This is a genomic window from Eggerthella sp. AM16-19 (assembly GCF_003474385.1).
Classification (GTDB): domain Bacteria; phylum Actinomycetota; class Coriobacteriia; order Coriobacteriales; family Eggerthellaceae; genus Senegalimassilia.
Window position 1 is genome coordinate 49,773 of record NZ_QUCY01000006.1, and the last position, 14,696, is coordinate 64,468.

The window sequence follows — 14,696 nt, forward strand, 5'->3', positions numbered from 1 at the left end:
CAGATGAAGCCGAAGGCAAGGTGCCACAGGCGGCCACAGCGTCGAGCCGATTCGTTTGCCGGCAGGCAAACGAAACAACTAGCGCTTCAGGACGGCGCGCAGAACCGGGGTCAGGATGGCCGCCAGCACGGCATTCATGGTTGCCGTGCCGAGCACCATCACGGCATATACGCCGAACACGGCCAACGGCTCAAGATGCGCAACGGCGACGCCCACGATCATGGCGAACGTGTAACCGGAGACGATGGTGGACAGGAACGTGGTGATCACGGGAGCAACGACGTCCTGGAAACCCTTATCGTCGGCGGCCACCTTCGCAAGCGCGGTAACCAGCAAGCCGCACGCCAAAGCGCCCAGCATCTCGGAGGCGATGTTCACCAACGGCGTGGCGTTCAACATGGGCAGCTGGCTGACCAGGCCCACCAACAGGCCGATCACCACGGATTGATACACTTTCGGTCGCGTGAGGATGATTGCCAGGCAGTACATGGCGATCATGAAATTGGGCTTCATGCCCGCAAAGCTGAGGAAGCTGGAAACGGTCAGCTTAAGGACGGCGCCGGCAGCGATGAGCACTGCCACCAGGATAAGATCTTGTACGGACAAGCCCTCCTTCTTCGCAGAGGTTGCCACCGTACGCTTCTGGGCTGCAACGTTTTGAGTCATAATCCTCATTCCTTTCTTGGCGGGGTTTCCGCCGGTCATCGCCCGTCCCCGGGCTTTCGGTCTGCCGGCAACGAACGCGAATGAGGAATCATCGGCTTACAGGTTTCAAGCAAAGGCCAGTTTGCAGCTATGGCGACTCGCCGCACCCCGCGGCCCGAATAACCCGCAAAATAAAAAACGTCTGTCCTTTGAGATAAAGGACAGACGTAACATCTGCGGTGCCACCTTTACTTGACCCCCGAAGGAGCCCTCTCACGAACATGCCAACACATGTTCTGCCCTTAACGCAGGCTCACGGTCCAGATACTCGGCTGTCGACCGCCACGTGGTAACGCAGCAACCGGCAACCTTTCCCCTTTCCCTCGGCGAACCATTTACCACCCAGCATTTCTGCGGGATTCCCAGCAACACCCGCTCTCTGTGAGCGCTTATGATGGCTTGACTTTCGCCTCAACGGTTTCAAGGTATTAAGTTGTGGTACGAACTATAGGGGATGCCGTCGAAGGACGCAACCCCCTTTTTCCGCGAATTAACAGCCGCGAAATATTGCCGGCAAACGGTCGGCGAACGGCTGTAGCGCAGTGTGCAGCCTATCGAGACGGCTGGCCGAACGGCCTCGTAGCCGCGCGCAACGTCCCCGCAACGCAAGAAACCCGGCGAGCAGCACAAGCCGCCCACCGGGTTTACAAGGAGGAATCGAGAAGCGTCAGCCGAAAGCGGTCGGCCTTACGCGCCCACGCCTATCGCGAAGAACACGTAACGGGCGACCACGACGCTCGCGAACGCCAAGACGAGCACGACCACGCCCGCCGTCTTGCCCGCAAGCTTGCCGCAGCGCGCCGCGGCCGCAACCACGGAAGCGCACACAGGGCCCAGCACGAAAGCCACTGCCAACAGGGCCGTTGCGTCAAGGCCGCTGCGCTGCAGGTACAGGCCGAATGCCACGATGGCCACGCCCCATGCAGCCTGCGCTGCGACCGTCGCCGGGCAAAGCAGGCTTGCCGCCCAGTCGTCCGCCTTCGCCAGAACGGCGCACAGACCAGCGCCCAGCGCCACGTCGCCCAGGATGAACACCGGCAGCGTCGCCGCGCCGCGCCAAGCCACCAGGCCCAGGCAGTCGAAGTACGCCAAGCCGGTCACCACCATGAAGCCCACGGCAACCGCGCCGCCAACCCAACGCACCGCGCGCACAGTCTTGCCGCGCCAGGAAAGCACCAGGTCAACCACGATAACGATACCCAGCGCAATGGCCCAGTAGGACTCCTGCGAAATGCCCGACGCGGGGTTCGCCATGCCGTTCATGAAGCGCAGCGGCTGGCCCAGGTGCGCCAGCGTGCCGCACAGGCCGATGCCCAGCAGCACGACGCACACGAGCGGGAACAGCCAGGGGGTCTTCGCCTCGCGGCCGTTGCCGCACACCGCGTCGACCGCGTACGCGCCCGCCGCAAAACCGGCGAACGTCGTGAACACCAACAAAGGAAGCACATGCAAAATCATGTTCACCAACCGCCTTACACGTAATAGACCGACGGGTTCGTACCCATTTCAGGAAGGTACTGAACGCCCTTTTTCTGCTGCAGCAAACGGCTCGGCTCGCTTTCCGGGTCGTTCAGGTCGCCGAACACGCGCGCGTTGGCCGGACAGGCTTCGGCGCAGAACGGCTTTTGGCCCTCGGCGATGCGGTCCTTGCAGAACGTGCACTTGCTCATGACGTGGTGCGCGTCGTCCATGGACGGGGCGCCGTACGGGCAGGTCCAGGTGCAATAGCCGCATGCGATGCAGCGATCCTGGTCAACCAGCACCAGCCCGGTTTCCTCATCCTTGTGCATGGCATGGGTGGGGCAGTGCTTCACGCACGCCGGATCTTCGCAGTGGTTGCACAGCATCGGGCGAAACGCCAGGCGCGTACGCGGGAATGCGCCCGTGGCCTGGTACAACACGTCGCCGTCGAGGCTTTCCAGATGATTCCAGTGGGCAGAGCCCGGCACCTCGTTGGAAATCTTGCAGCTGATCGTGCAGGTCTGGCAGCCGACGCAGTGCTCGGTGTCGATGACCATGCCGTAATGAACTTCGTTGCTCATGTCCTATCCCCCTTTAGGCCTTCTCGACTTCGACCAGGTTGTCGTAGAACGCCGAGTTCGTCATGCTGTACGACTCTTCCGCGTCGTTGATGGCCATGCGCGTCAGGTTCTGGTAGCAGCCCTCGATGAAGTGATCGGGCGTCCAACCGCTTTGCGTTGCCACCGTGCCGGGCACGATGCCCTCGGTCAGAAACACGCGCAGCTTCATGTCGCCGCGGTCGTTGAACACGCGCACGATATCGCCGTGGGAAAGGCCGCGCTCGCGGGCGTCCTTCGGGTTCATCTGCAGCAGCGGCTCGTTTTGCACCACCTCAAGCTCGGGAATGAGGATATGCTGCGTATGCACGTTCAAACGGTCGTGGTACTGGATGTACGCAAGCGGATACTTCTTGGCCAGCTCGCCTTCGCGCGGGTCTTCCGCCGGGGGCAGCCACGAGGGAACCTCTTCGCCAAACGGCAGCATCTTTTCCGTGTAGAACTCGAACTTGCCGGTGTCGGTCTTGTAGCCCGCGCCGTCGGCGTAAACGATGGCCGGCTCGTAGATGGCATCGGAGCGGCCGTAAATGCCCTGTTCAACGACGTCGCGATTCCAATCAAGATCAGCCCATGCGGGATGGTCGGTGCCCACGAACTGGCGAATCCATTCCTCGTCGGTCTTGTCCCAGTACTGTTCCACGCCGCACTTCTTCGCCAGCATGGTCATCATCTCGACGTCGGACTTGCTCTCGCCCAGAGGCTCGATGGCCGGCTGGTTGAACATAGCCCACGGGCTGCGGTCGATGAGGTCCCAATGCTCCCAGTACGACGTTGCCGGCAGCACGATGTCGGAGTACTTCGCCGTCCAGGTCCACCACGGGTCGGCCGTCACGATGAAGTCGATGGCGGGAAGCACGTGGTTGATCATGTAGTTCGAATCGGGGGACATGTTGATGAGGTTGGAGTTGGCGATCCACAGGAAGTCGATGCCCACGGGGTTGCGGTCGACCGCAGCGTTGTACAGCTGCGACGAGGGAACCATGTTGGCCTTCTTGCCCGTGTTCGACCAGTCGGTGTAGTTGTACACGGGTCCGGTGTAACCGGCGACCGGCTTGTTCGTGGCGGTACCGCCGGCGTGCGATGCGCCGCCGCCCTTGACGCCGATGTAGCCGGCGACCATGGCCAGCGTGGCCACGGTGCGGAACGGGGAATACGAGTGGTTCACGCGCTGCATGCCCTGGCCCATGCGGATGGCAGCGGGCTTGGCCGTGATGTATTCCTCGGCCAGACGCTCAACGACCGCCGGGTCGATGCCGCAGATCTTGCCCGTGTACTCGGGCGTGTAACCCTTGCAGCCGTCAACCAGGTGATCGAACGCCGTGCGGCACTTCACGCCGTCGACGGTGAACGTGCCGGAAAGCGCCGGCTTGACTTCGCCGGCCTTGATGGCGGCGGCCTTCGGGGCGTCCACAGCGGCGCCGGTCAACTCGTCCCAAATCACGTACGTGTGCGCGCCCGAACCGGCGTCGCCCTGGGAAGCGGGCGTGGAGCCGATGGACGTTGCGTCGGCTGCGTCGTCGGCGGTGCTTTCGGCGACCTTGCCGTCGACCATGCGCAGGTACTTGCCGTTGTCCTCGCGAATGAGGTACGGGGCAACGGATTCCTCGACCAGCTTGTCTTTCGCGTGCAGGTCGTGGCCGATGATCCAGTTCATCATGCCGAGCGCCAGGGCGGGGTCGGTCTGCGGGTTGATGCCGATCCACTCGTCTGCCATGGCCGCCGTCGAGCACTGGCGCGGGTCGATGACGATGACCTTCGCGCCGTTTTTGCGCGCTGCCACGTAGTCGCGCAGCTCGGAGGTGTGCGTGTCGGCCAGGTTGCGGCCCCAGCAGATGACCAGGTTGGAGTTCAGGTAATCGCGCGAATCGTGCGCGCCGCGGTGCGTGCCGAACACCATGGTCATGCCCATGGACGCACCATGGTCGCCCATGATGCCCTCGACGTCCCACGTCGTCGCGCCCAAGCAGCCGGCGAAGCGGGTGGGAGCCTCCCACGACAGCTTGCCTAGGTCGCCCGTGAACGAGTAGAACGACGCGTTCTTCGGGTCTTTCGCCACCACGGCGTTGAGCTTCTCGGCGATGATGTCGATGGCCTCATCCCAGGTGATGCGCTCGAATTCACCGCTACCGCGCTCACCCGTGCGCTTCATGGGGTACATGACACGCGCGTTTTCGTCCTGCACGTGCTTGATGTAGCTCATGGAGCGCAGGCAGGCGTTCGCGTAACCCGGACGGCCCGGCATGTTGCCCGGCTCGACGCGGATGAGCTTGCCGTCGCGCACCGTGCCGTGCAGGTGGCAGCGCGATGTGCAGTTCACGGTGCACACCGCGTGCACCGACTTCTCCCCCGCCTTGACAGGGGCTTCTTCAGCGACAGCCACGCCTTCGGGCGATGCCTGTGCGCCGAATCCGAGCGCGGACGCCACCGTGATGGCGCCGACGCCCTTGATGAACGTGCGGCGGGTCAGCTTCCCGTCGCGCATGAAGTACTCCGGAGCGGCTTCGGCAGGCGAAGCGCAGTGCCCGTTCGGGTTCCCCATGGTGTCCTCCCTCGTCTTGTTAACTCGTCTTGCCTTTGCGGCTCGACGCAGCATAGGCGCGAGGGCAGGAGCCCACCACACACGGCTGGGGCGGACCACCACGGTTGGACCGCGCTCCCAATGTTCGCGGCCGCCCACAACCTTGTGGGACGGAAACAAGGCTATGTTTGCTGCGCGCGCGAACCTTCCTACCATGCAAGCAATGCGATATTCTGACGAATTGACATGGGAATGCCAGGGGATGGGGGAGCATATGGAAGCGATCAGCCTGTTCGTGCAGCCAAAACCGCTGCTCAGCAACACGATCGAGCGCATCACGAAAACCGGCGAGCTGAAGGCAGCGTCTCACGTGCTCGCACCGGGCGACTACCTGTTTCGCGAAGGCGACGACATCCGCTCGACGTTCTATATCCAGCGCGGCATGGTGAGGCTGTACAGCAACACGCCCGACGGGTATTCCAAAACCGTGTTCTTCCACAAGGCGGGCACGCTCATCGGCTTTCAGGGATTTCAATACGACGAAAATCGCAAGCCCTCCATCCTCAACGCGCGCGCCACCACAAAAGTCGAGCTGCTTGAAATCGACGGCGCTACGTTCGGCGCATATCTGCGCGACCACGGCGACGTGTGCTACGCCATGGCGCAATACCTGTTCGAGATGATGGCGCTGCAGACGCGCGAGGCGGTCAACGCGGCCATCTACCCCGTGCTGCAGCGATTTTCCGCGTTGCTGCTGACGCTCATGAGCGAATTCAGCGCGGCGCACGCCCCGGCTATCGTGCCGTTTTCCAACGATGAGCTGGCCGAAATGCTTGGCGTGCACGTAAACTCGATCACCAACAGCGTCAGCGCCCTGCGCAAAGCCGAATGCGTGGAGCGGCAGCGCAGTGCGCTCGTGATCACCGATTTCAAGAAGCTGAAAAGCGTGGCGGAAAGCCTGATCGCGAACAAGCGCTAGGCGCGAAAGGCAGCGCACAAGACGGTTGTGCTCCCCAAATTGTGCACGTTATTTGTTGACAGCAAAAGAATTTTGTGATTCGCACACTTCGTACGTCAACGTTTTTACGCGCGCGCTACCATTAGAGACAACACATCGGCGTCTTACGACGCCCCCGGCATGTTCTTTGCGCCGGGGGCGTCGTTTTTTCCGTCGCCTTTCTCTATTCGAATCCGCGAACGCATATGCGTTTGGCGAGCCTTACGGACCGCCTTTGGCTTGTGCGCTCAACGGACGCAACGCGGCTGCGCCATGCCGCACAGATTGGAGTCGCTCATGGCTAACTGGGGTCTTACCCGAAAGCAGATCATCATGCTGATCGTGCTGGTGTTCGGCACCTTCGTCACCGTGTTGAACCAGACGGTCGTGGCGCCGGCATTGCCGTCGATCATGAGCGAGATGAGCGTCGACGCCGCCGTCGCGCAGTGGTTGACCACCGGATTTACGCTGGTCAACGCCATCATGGTGCCCATCACCGCGTTTCTGACAGACCGCTTCACCACGCGCCGGCTGTTCCTTGCGTCCATGGTCCTGTTCACCGCCGGCACAATGCTGGCGGCCTGGGGCCCGAACTTCCCCGTGTTGCTTGCCGGCCGCTTGATCCAAGCCGCCGGCGCCGGCATCCTCATGCCGCTCGTGATGACGGTGCTCATGTGGACGTTCCCCATTGACCGTCGCGGCACCGCCATGGGCGTGTTCGGCATCGTCATCGCGTTCGCCCCCGCCGCCGGCCCCACCGTCGCCGGCATCATCATCGACCAGGCGAACTGGCACGTCATGTTCTGGATCATCGCCGTGCTGTGCGCAGCCGTCATCGTGTTCGCCGCCTTCGCGCTTGAACGCGGCGGCGAAACGAACAAGGATGTGAAGCTCGACGTGGTTTCGGTCGCCCTGTCCACGTTCGGGTTCGGCGGCCTGCTGTACGGCCTGTCCGCCATCGGCAGCTACGGCGTGACGGCCGATTCGGCGGGCGGCGTCATCATCGGCGTGATTGCGCTCGCGTTCTTCTTCCGCCGCCAGCTGCGCATGGAGCAGCCCATGCTGCAGGTGCGCGTGCTGACGAACCGCAAGTTCCTCATCGCCACCATCATCGTGATGCTCGTGCAAGGCGCGCTGCTTGCCGGCGGCATCCTCATCCCCATCTTGCTGCAGTCCTATATGGGATTCTCCGCCACCACATCGGGCCTTGTGCTGCTACCCGGCGCCATCGTCATGGGAGCCATGGGACCGGTCGCCGGCCGCTTGTTCGACAAGCACGGCCCGCGCGTGCTGGCCGTCATCGGCACCGGCGTGCTAGCGCTGACCACCGCGACATTCATGTTCATGGGACCGGGTATGGGGCTTATCACCCTCACGGTCATCTACACGGTGCGCCTGTTCAGCCTATCGCTGGTGAACATGCCCATCTCCACCTGGGGCATGAATGCGCTGCCCGACAAGCTGATGAACCACGGAACCTCCGTGCAGAACACGTTTCGCCAGGTGGCAGGCTCGCTGGGTACAGCCGTCATCGTGTCCGCGTCCACCGTTGCCACCAACATGGTTTCCGGTTCGACCGATGCCGTGACCGCCGGCGTGTTCGGCATCCATGCGGCGTTCGCCGTGGCCACGGCCCTGTGCGTGCTGGGCTTCGTGCTGACCGTAGCGCTCGTGCGCAACAAGCCCGGCGATGAGGCGGCCGCCGACGAAGACAACGCGCACCGTTCCCTCATCGAGCGGATCATGAAGCGCGACGTGTACACGCTGCCCGAGAACGCCACCGTGCTCGAAGCCATGCAGCTGCTGGTGAACAACCATATCAGCGCCGCGCCGCTGGTCGATGCCGCCGGCAAGCCGACCGGCTTCATCTCCGATGGCGACATCATGCGCTACCTGTCCAAGCGCGGCCAGATGATCATGGACCCCGTGGTGATGATCGTGCAAACCGTGGATGCGTACTCCGACCACAAGGACTACGCCCACAAGCTGGAGCACCTTATGGGCATGAAGGCCTCCGATATCGGTGCGAAGGGCATCATCGGCGTCAGCGTGCACGCCGACCTGCCCGAAGTCTGCCGCGTGCTCGGCGAGAACCACCTGAAGAAGGTGCCCGTGCTCGAAGACGGCGTGATCGTGGGCGTCATCAACCGAAGCGACATCACGCACTTCAGCATGGAGAAATATCTGGAGGAGCGCGGAGCGTAGACCCCCCTGCTTTGAGACACGAAACGGGAGACTCAACGCGAGCACCCCCCTGAACGTAAAAACTCCCGCAACCGCGCCATTTGCGGTTGCGGGAGTTTTTACAGCCTGGGCTTATACGACCTATACGGCAAGGCCGACCGTCAAGTGCATCATATAGAACGCGAAACGCATTACGAAGATGCCGGCGAATACCAGCAGACACGCTACAGCCATGCGAGCAAGCACACGCTTGGAGAACGCAAGCTCACCCCCGCCGTGCGCCACCGCTTCCCTCGACACAGCATGCATCGTGAAGGCGGCAAGCACGCAACCGGCAAAGCACATCAACGCGAACGCCAGCAGCATCGCGTGGTAATACGGCACAAGGTCGGCTGCCGCGACCATCGAATTCGCAACACCGCTCAATAGCCTGCCCTGCACGATATACACAACCATATTCGCCGCAAGCGCAATGAGGGGCACTGCCATCAGCAGCAAACCGAAACGCCCCACAAGCGCACGCCGTTGGGCGGCATACAACGTGATCGCAGCCAGCAAAGGCCCTCCCACCAGGGCATTCAACCACAACGAAATCGGAACCGTAGGCAAGCTCCAAGTGACGATGGTGTCGACGGAATACGCAAGGGACACCATCGTCACGAACGCGACGCCCGTTGCCACAATCATCGTCAGCAGCAGCCGCTGCAGCCATACAAAGGGCTTGGCCGAAAACGAGTACAGCCAATACAGGCCGCTGCACGCCAACAACCCCACCGCGCTGACGACTTCGTTCGAAAGAGGGCTGGACCCGGCGTGCAAAAACACGTACAGCGCATTGGCCGGGTTTCCAAGATGCGTGGCCGACGCGACAAGCCCCACCATGGTAACCACAAGGGGGATGCACATGAACGTGCTGATGCGCGCCCGCATCGTCGATTCGAGCTTCGGAAGCAACAACACCGCCGCAACCAGAACAAGGGCGATAGCGCCCGAAGGGGCGAGCGTGGTGAACAGCACCAACGTCACCTCGCCTAACGCGGTATCGAACCCGGAAATCATCAGCTCCCCCTCTTTGCAGCACTGCTCGATGCGAAACGCGCATAACACCTGCATGGTCCGGCGCATCAGCTTGCAGCGACGCGCCGGACCAAACGATTCCTTGGTATTTTAGCGATAGAAGCGAGGCGTGACGACCTCCAACCCCAACGCCTCCTGAACGCCGTCCAAGCTTGCACGCGTTAAGCGAGCCAGCCCTTCATAGAAAGGATGCTCGGCGGCATCGGCAAGCTCGTCCAGGAAATGCCCCACCCACGTCAGGAAGTGAAGGCTCAGGAACTCGCCCAGGTCGGCGGGCTGATTCTGCGCAAGCCACGCCATAAGGGCGAGCATAAGCCCGATATGGTCCTCCGGGGTTTTCTCGTCAGCGGCTCGCGCAACGCCATGTTCGCGCATCCATGCGCGCAGCTCAAGGGTGGTCGCACCGAACACCACGCACTCGCGATCGGTGTATACCGAGCCCCACGGCGGCGCCGGCTTTGCGCCCGGGCCGATGAACAAGCGGCGATATTCCCACGTCAGATCATCGTCCGCGGCAAAGGCGCCGCTCTCTTCGGCAGCGCAGCTCGGCGCCAAGCCCTCGACCATCATGGCCAAACAGCAAGCAGCCTCTTCCTTGCCGACGAACGGCCATTCCGCACCGGCGGCCTGCGCGTCAAGCGCGGCAACTGCCGCAAACTCGGCGCCGGCATCGCCCGTGCGCGGGTCCTGCAGGAAAAACGGGGCCAGCGTGTTCCCCAGAAACGCGACGCCCTCAAACGTCGCAGCATCAAGATCCGTCATGCGATCCTCTCCTTACCGCTTAAGGCAACCATCATACGGCAAGGGGCGCGCCGGCAAACCGGACACGCCCCGAAAAAAGCCTCGACCCTCAGAGATTAGCCGATATACAGGCCAACGCTCAACTGCACCGCATAGAACGCCAGGCGGGCGGCGAACACACCCACGATCGCCAGCACCGGAGCCGCAGCGGCAAGCGCCGTGGACTTCGAGTTGCGCAGAGCCATGAAGGCGGCGACTGCGGCAACGACCATGCACACCACGCCGATCCACATGGGAGCGGAGGCAGCGGCGACCAGGTCCGCGCCATCGACCAGCGCATTGCCCATGCCGGACACGCTCATGACCTGCACCATCAAGCCGGCGACGCCAAGGACCAAGCCGATGATCAGCACCGCCAGCGCAGCCATCTTGAAGCCGCCCTTCGCAGCGTCCTCAAGCGCACCGGACAGCGCCAGCACGAGCACGCCCAGGGAAACTCCGCCCAGCAGGCTGAAGCCCAGCACGGCAACGGGAACCATCGGGGTGTTCCAGGAAGCAATGGTCTCCATCATGTAGGCAGCGCCCGTGAAGCACGCGAACACAACAGCCATCACGGCCACCACGGCGGCAAAGCCCTTGCGAGCGCCCTCGCCAAGCTTGCCGGCGAGCGCCACGATCCAGTACACGATAGCCAGCACGGCGAGCACGACGCCGGCGAGCAGCTCGTTGGACAGCGGGCTCGCGCCCAGACCGGCGAGCACGCCGAACGCATGCATGGGGCTAGCCAGGTGGAAGAACGCGCAGATGAAGCCTGCCACCAACACGACGACCGGGATGGTGGTCATGCGGTCGATCTTCTTCAGCTGCTCATCGGAGAACTTCGTGGTGAAGAAAGCCACAGCCAGCGCGATGAACGCGCCCGCGCCGATAGGCGCCAGCGTGGTGAACAAAGCCAAAGGCAGCTCGGCCATCATGCTACATCACCTCCAGGGGATTAGCTACCAGACCGGCGACGTTTTTAGCGCGCGCGGCGGCAGGGCATTTTTTCACGACAATGTTCGGGTGGGTATAGCTCGCGTCGGGCAAAGGAGGCACGGAGTCGACACCGTCGTACTTCTTGCGAATATCCTCGATAGGGCCGAAGTCGAGGGCACGAAGCGGGCAGGCGTCCACGCAGATGGGGTTCTTCCCCTCCGCCACGCGTTCCGCGCAGCCGTTGCATTTCACGCTGTGGCCCTTTTCGCGGTCGACCTTCGGAGCGTTATAGGGGCACGCCATGTGGCAGTAGCCGCAGCCGATGCACTTGTGCTCGTCGACCGAGACCAGACCCGTGCTCGCATCCTTGTGCATCGCAGTGGTCGGGCACACCTTCACGCAAGCGGGGTCGTTGCAATGCTGGCAGCCAAGCGACACGTGGTAGACGAAGCAATCCTGCGTGTAGGTGCCGTCAGATTGCATCTGCCAGTCGCCGCCTTCGCAGTCGTACACATGTCGATATGCGAAATCGACGCCCAAATCCTTGTAATCCTTACAGGCTATCTCGCACGTGCGGCATCCGGTGCAGCGCGTGCTGTCGAAATAAAATCCGTACTGCGTCATTCTCATCTACCCCCTTACGCCTTCGAAACCTGGACAATCATCGAGTGAGCAGTTCCGTTGCCCTTCGCAAGGGGCGACGGTTTGTAGGCAGTCAACGTGTTCACGCATCCACCCGTGTCGATCTTGTCTCCGAACATGTCCGCCTTGTGCCACGCGCCTTGCGGGATGCCGACAGTGCCGGGGACGATGCGCGGGGTGACCTTCGCCTCGATGCGGATTTCGCCAACGGGGCTTTTAACAGCAAGCATGTCGCCGTCCATGATGTTGCGCGGCTCCGCATCGGCGGGATTGATCCACAGCTGCTGGCGCGCAACCTTCTCGAGCTCCTCGATGAAACCGAACGAGCTATGGGTGCGGCTCTTGTGGTGGAATCCCGAGCAGTAAAGCGGGAACTCGCTGGTCACGCTTCCGTAGCCATGGAAGCCTTCAGAAAAGACCGGAATCGGATTGATGACTTCATCCTCGGCGAGTTCCCAAGTATCGTTCAGGCCCGCAAGCGTTTCCGAGTAGATTTCGATCTTGCCTGACGGCGTCGCCAGGGGGTTCTCGTCCGGGTCGTCGCGGAAGCTCTTGAGGCCGATCGCCGGCTCGAGAGCGCGCTTGTAGACACCCTGCTCCTTGATCTGCTCCCAGCTCGGCATCTTGTCGTCGGCCTTCGCGCCCTTCTTGTACAGGTACTCGACCCAGTCGTCGTGCGTGCGGCCTTCGGTGAACTCCTCCTTGAGCCCGAAGCGGTCGGCGATATCGGCGCACACATCGTAGTTGCTGCGGCACTCTCCCGGCGGCTCTTGGGCCGGGGTTCCGACAACGACAGCGGTGTAATACTCGGAGTAGCCCTGCGTCTGCAAGTTCATCTGCTCAGAACGCATCGCGTCGGGCAGAAGCAGATCGGCATACTTCGCGGAGTCGGTCATGACGGTATCCCACACCAAGATGAACTCGCACTTGCTCTCATCGGAGAGGATCTCATGGGTGTAGTTGATGTCGCCATGCTGGTTCGTCAGGCAGTTCCCCGCGTAGTTCCAGATGAATTTAAGGTCGCTGCCGAGTTTTTCAGCGCCCATAATTCCAGCGTTCTTCGCAGTCATCTTATGGCCATGATCGACCGCATTGACCCACTGGTACACGGGGAGCGTTGTCTTGATCGGGTTCGTGAAGGGGATCTTGCCCACCAGGTATGTCGGGGGCTCCGCTTCGCGTTGGCCGGTGTTGGTGCCGGGCAGGCCGATTTTCCCGATTAGAATAGGAAGCATGCAGATGGCACGCGTGGTGTCCTCGCCGTTGGTATGGCGCTGAGATCCCCATCCCTGGCAGATGAACGGCGCTTTTGCCGAGGCAATCATGTCGGCAAGTTCGCGGATCTTGCTTGCCGGAATCTGGGTAATCGGCGCCGCCCATTCGGGAGTCTTCTCGATTTTGTCGTAGCCGGTCCCCATGATGTAGTCCTTGTAGGACTTGTTCTGACCCTTTGCGGACTCGGGCATCGTATCGTCATCGTAGCCGACGCAGTACTTGTCGAGGAATTCCTTGTCGATCCTGTCGCCCTTGATCCACTCGTAAGCGATGGCCGAAACGAGAGCAGCGTCGGTGCCCGGGCGAATGGGGAGCCACTCGTCTGGATGACCTGAGGAGGATTCGTTCAGACGGAAGTCGATGTTGACGATTTTCCCGCCGCGGCCGAGAACGGCTTCGCGCATGAGAGCATAATCCCAGACGGCGTTCGCGCCGCCCATGCGCGTCTCAGCAGGGCTGTTGCCGAACATGACCACAAGGTCGGAGTGCGCCTCGGCCTCGGAGAAGGAGCTTGCGTTCACATTGTCGTACGGACTGAACTTGGTTGCCTTCTTCCCCAACGTTTTGTGGAGACCCGTCTTCGGATCGGCGATATTGCTCGCGCTACCGTACATATAGGGCATGACCGCTTGAAGCATATGGGTGGAGTAGTCGTAACCCTGGTTCACGTAGCCGCCGAGCAGGGAAAGGAGGCGCTGGATAGGCACGCGACCCGTCGCGCTGTACATTCCCGTTGCGTAGTTGATATAGATTGCCTCGTTGCCGTATTTGTCGATGGTCGTTTTCAGCTTCTCCACGATGATATCGATGGCCTCGTCCCAGCTGATTCGCTCGAACTTGCCCTCGCCGCGCTTGCCCACTCGCTTCATGGGATACATCAGGCGGTCGGGGCTGTTCAGCCAGCGTCGCATGGCGCGGCCCCTCAGGCAGGCGCGGGCCTGCAGGTCCGTACTCCCGAGGTTGTCGGTTTCCATGTACTGGATTTTGCCGTCTTTGGAGTGCCACTGGAAGATGCAGTTTCCACCGCAATTCACGTTGCACTGAGACCAGTGGATTTCGTCAGCAGCTTCTGCATGAGCTACTGGCGCGGAGCCCTTGAAAAGCGCACCACCCGCAGCACCACCGGAAACCGCCAATGCGCCCAACGCTCCACTCGTCTTAACGAACGTGCGGCGGTTCATGCTTGGCATAGTTTGCATCGCTTCCCCCTTCGTGTTCTTCCTTTACGTTCTTTCCATACTCGCCTTCAAACTGCACGCGGCAGAGCTCTTAAGATTCCTCAGCGCACCGCTCACAATCATGCACCACGTTTCAAACTTCAGAGAGCACCTGCTCTCCTAGAAACACGGTTTTGATAGCCGAACTGTATCGTCTTCCGCAGCGAAGCATGTCACATAAAACGTGCGAATTTCGCGTTTGCCCAGGTCACAAGCTATCACTCGTTCCAGCATGTGACAACCTGCACACTATTGCGCGCTATACTGTTTATAGGAGCCGATTTCGC

At 61.7% G+C, this 14,696-nt stretch carries 11 protein-coding genes; 2 read left to right on the forward strand and 9 right to left on the reverse strand.

The annotated features are described in order from the left end of the window. Positions 1 to 78: 78 nt before the first annotated feature. The 4 genes from DW178_RS03665 to DW178_RS03680 all read right to left on the reverse strand — a co-directional run bounded on the left by DW178_RS03665 (position 79) and on the right by DW178_RS03680 (position 5,322). Positions 79 to 666 (reverse strand): tryptophan transporter, encoded by a 588-nt coding sequence (locus DW178_RS03665; RefSeq protein ID WP_286168493.1) that lies wholly within the window; start codon positions 664 to 666, stop codon positions 79 to 81. A 726-nt stretch (positions 667 to 1,392) separates the two neighbouring features. Continuing rightward, positions 1,393 to 2,163, reverse strand: coding sequence for a DmsC/YnfH family molybdoenzyme membrane anchor subunit (locus DW178_RS03670; RefSeq protein WP_118349749.1), 771 nt, complete (start codon positions 2,161 to 2,163; stop codon positions 1,393 to 1,395). A gap of 14 nt (positions 2,164 to 2,177) precedes the next feature. Further along, the gene (locus DW178_RS03675) at positions 2,178 to 2,747 is read right to left on the reverse strand and encodes a 4Fe-4S dicluster domain-containing protein (protein WP_118349750.1); all 570 of its coding nucleotides are present in this window, start codon (positions 2,745 to 2,747) and stop codon (positions 2,178 to 2,180) included. 13 nt (positions 2,748 to 2,760) lie between these two features. Then, positions 2,761 to 5,322: a molybdopterin-dependent oxidoreductase gene (locus tag DW178_RS03680; RefSeq protein WP_118349751.1), complete on the reverse strand. Its 2,562-nt coding sequence runs from the start codon at positions 5,320 to 5,322 to the stop codon at positions 2,761 to 2,763. A 253-nt stretch (positions 5,323 to 5,575) separates the two neighbouring features. Between DW178_RS03680 and DW178_RS03685 the strand changes: the two genes are divergently transcribed. Both DW178_RS03685 and DW178_RS03690 read left to right on the forward strand, forming a co-directional pair. Continuing rightward, positions 5,576 to 6,280 carry a Crp/Fnr family transcriptional regulator gene (locus DW178_RS03685; protein WP_158574046.1) on the forward strand — a complete coding sequence of 235 codons (705 nt, stop codon included), beginning with the start codon at positions 5,576 to 5,578 and terminating at the stop codon, positions 6,278 to 6,280. A 315-nt stretch (positions 6,281 to 6,595) separates the two neighbouring features. Further along, entirely contained in the window at positions 6,596 to 8,503 is a 1,908-nt protein-coding gene (locus DW178_RS03690; protein WP_118349753.1) for an MDR family MFS transporter, read from the forward strand. A gap of 120 nt (positions 8,504 to 8,623) precedes the next feature. Here the strand turns inward: DW178_RS03690 and DW178_RS03695 are convergent, their stop codons facing one another. The 5 genes from DW178_RS03695 to DW178_RS03715 form a co-directional block, all read right to left on the reverse strand. Continuing rightward, positions 8,624 to 9,541, reverse strand: a complete 918-nt coding sequence (locus tag DW178_RS03695) for a dimethyl sulfoxide reductase anchor subunit family protein (RefSeq protein WP_118349778.1) — start codon at positions 9,539 to 9,541, stop codon at positions 8,624 to 8,626. Positions 9,542 to 9,649: 108 nt separating this feature from the next. Continuing rightward, complete coding sequence (gene dmsD / locus DW178_RS03700; RefSeq protein ID WP_118349754.1) at positions 9,650 to 10,321, reverse strand: Tat proofreading chaperone DmsD; 672 nt, start codon at positions 10,319 to 10,321, stop codon at positions 9,650 to 9,652. Positions 10,322 to 10,416: 95 nt separating this feature from the next. Beyond that, positions 10,417 to 11,274, reverse strand: a complete 858-nt coding sequence (locus DW178_RS03705) for a dimethyl sulfoxide reductase anchor subunit family protein (protein WP_118349755.1) — start codon at positions 11,272 to 11,274, stop codon at positions 10,417 to 10,419. 1 nt (position 11,275) lies between these two features. Further along, on the reverse strand, positions 11,276 to 11,899 hold the full coding sequence (locus DW178_RS03710; RefSeq protein ID WP_118349756.1) for a DMSO/selenate family reductase complex B subunit: 624 nt from the start codon (positions 11,897 to 11,899) through the stop codon (positions 11,276 to 11,278). Positions 11,900 to 11,913: 14 nt separating this feature from the next. Then, a complete protein-coding gene (locus tag DW178_RS03715; RefSeq protein ID WP_118349757.1) occupies positions 11,914 to 14,391 on the reverse strand; it encodes a molybdopterin-dependent oxidoreductase in 2,478 nt (825 codons plus the stop codon). Between the last annotated feature and the right edge of the window lie 305 nt (positions 14,392 to 14,696).